We start from the raw sequence: 2,364 nt of genomic DNA, 5'->3' as shown, positions 1-2,364 counted from the left end.
CGCGCAGGAGGGCGACGCCTGCGGGCGCTGCGGCACGCACCTGCACACGCGCAAGCCGCAGAGCCTCACGCGCACCTGGGCCTTCCTGATCGCGGCCTGCATCATGTACATCCCGGCCAACCTGCTGCCGGTGATGATCACGCGCACGCTGTTCGGCGCGCAGTACGACACCATCCTCAGCGGGGTGATCTATTTCTGGGTCTCGGGCGCCTACGGGCTCGCGGCCATCGTCTTCATCGCGAGCTTCCTGGTGCCGCTGTTCAAGCTGGCGGTGCTGTTCCTGCTCGTGGTGATGGCTCAGCGCGGCAGCACCTGGCGGCAGCACGAGCGGGCCAAGCTCTATCACATCATCGAGATCATCGGCCGCTGGTCGATGCTCGACGTGTTCGTGGTGTCGCTCCTGACCGGGCTGGTGCAGATCCAGGGCTTCGCGGTGATCACCGCGGGCGTGGGCATCGCGGCCTTCGGCTCGGTGGTGGTGCTGACCATGCTGGCCTCGCTGAGCTTCGATCCGAAGCTCACCTGGGACAGCAAGCAGGCACAGGCCGTGCAAGAGAATTTCGAGAACAGGGAAGAACAAGCAGCATGAGTGAAGAAGAACAACCGCAAGACCGACCGGCGCCGTCCGCGCCGCCATTGCCGAGGCCGCAGGTCAAGCGCCGCCGCGAGTGGCTGCCCTCGCTGATCTGGCTGATCCCGATCGTGGCCGCGCTGGTCGGCGTGATGCTGGTGGCGCGCATCCTGATGGAGCGCGGCCCCGAGATCGTGCTGACCTTCAAGACCGCCGAGGGCCTGGAGGCCGGCAAGACCGCCGTCAAGTACAAGGACGTGCAGATCGGCCTGGTGCAGAGCCTGCGCCTGGCGCGCGACCGCTCGCACGTGCGCGTGCTGGTGCAGCTCAACAAGGAGGCCGAGGGCTTCACTTCCGAAGACTCGCGCTTCTGGGTCGTGCGGCCGCGGCTCGACACCTCGGGCATCTCGGGCCTGAACACGCTGCTGTCGGGCGCCTACATCGGCGCCGACGCGGGCGTGTCGAAGGAAACCTCGGGCGAATTCAAGGGCCTGGAGGCGCCGCCGATCGTCACGCGCGACGACTCGGGCCAGCAGTTCCTGCTGCGCGCCGCCGACATCGGCTCGCTCGACGTCGGTTCGCCCGTGTACTTCCGCCGCATCAAGGTGGGGCAGGTGGCGGCCTACGAGCTCGACGGCGACGGCCGCGGCGTGACGCTGCGCGTGTTCGTCAACGCGCCCTACGACAAGTTCGTCGGCGTCAACACGCGCTTCTGGCAGGCCAGCGGCATCGATGCCCAGCTCAGTGCCAGCGGCTTCACGCTGCGCACCCAGTCGCTTGCGACCATCCTGCTCGGCGGCATCGCGTTCCAGGCGCCCGAAGACGCCATGGGCCCGCTCGCGAAGGAGAACACCGCCTTCATGCTCGCGCCCGACGAGGTCACCGCGATGAAGGAGCCCGACGGCCCCTCGCAGACCCTGCTGATGTACTTCAACCAGTCGCTGCGCGGCCTGGTGCCGGGCGCGCCGGTCGACTTCCGCGGCGTGGTGATCGGCGAAGTCAAGTCGATCGGCGTCGAGTTCGACCGCGCCGAGCGCGAGTTCCGCATGCCGGTGCTGGTGCAGATCTATCCCGACCGGCTGCGCCGCCGCAGCGTCGATCGCACGAACGAGAAGGAGCCGCGCTTCTCGCAGCAGGAGCGCCTGCGCTTCCTCACCGAGAAGGGCCTGCGCGCGCAGCTGCGCAACGGCAACCTGATCACGGGCTCGGTCTATGTCGCGCTCGACTTCTTCCCGAAGGCGCCGCCCGCAAAGATCGACCTGACCAAGAGCCCGATCGAGCTGCCGACCATGGCCAACAGCCTCGACGAGATCCAGTCGCAGGTGCAGGAGATCGCGAGCAAGCTCAACAAGGTGCCCTACGAGCAGATCGCGCAGGACCTGCGCACCACGCTGGCCACGCTCAACAAGACGCTGACCGCCACCGAGCAGACGGTGAGCCGCATCAACAACGACGTGACGCCCGAGCTGGCCGCGGCCATGAAGGACGTGCGCAAGACCGTGAACTCGGCCGAACGCACGCTGGCCGACGACTCGCCGCTGCAGCAGGACACGCGCCAGATGCTGCAGGAGCTCACGCGCGCCGCCGGTTCGGTGCGCGTGCTGACCGACTACCTCGAACGCCATCCCGAATCGCTGCTGCGCGGCAAACCGGACGACAAGAAATGACGAAGACGCACAGCCGAACCCTTCTCGCCGGCATCGCCGTGCTGGCCGCGCTCGCCGCGGGCTGCGCGAGCAAGCCCGACAGCTACTACACCCTCGCGAGCAGCGTGCCCGCGGACCAGATCGCCG

The 2,364-nt window shown here is 67.9% G+C and carries 2 protein-coding genes; both read left to right on the top strand.

Annotation, left to right across the window (positions count from 1 at the left end; all coding sequences use genetic code 11):
- A partial coding sequence (locus AC27VN_RS39080; protein ID WP_490880151.1) for a paraquat-inducible protein A occupies positions 1 to 589 on the top strand: 589 nt, incomplete at its 5' end.
- Complete coding sequence (locus AC27VN_RS39075; protein ID WP_093342013.1) at positions 586 to 2,238, top strand: PqiB family protein; 1,653 nt, start codon at positions 586 to 588, stop codon at positions 2,236 to 2,238. The genes AC27VN_RS39080 and AC27VN_RS39075, both read left to right, overlap by 4 nt.
- The last annotated feature ends 126 nt before the right edge of the window (positions 2,239 to 2,364 follow it).

The sequence above is a fragment of the Variovorax sp. 20P10.2.4 genome (assembly GCF_058244205.1).
Note: the sequence above shows the minus strand (reverse complement) of the source record. Positions and strands in the feature narration are given on the sequence as shown.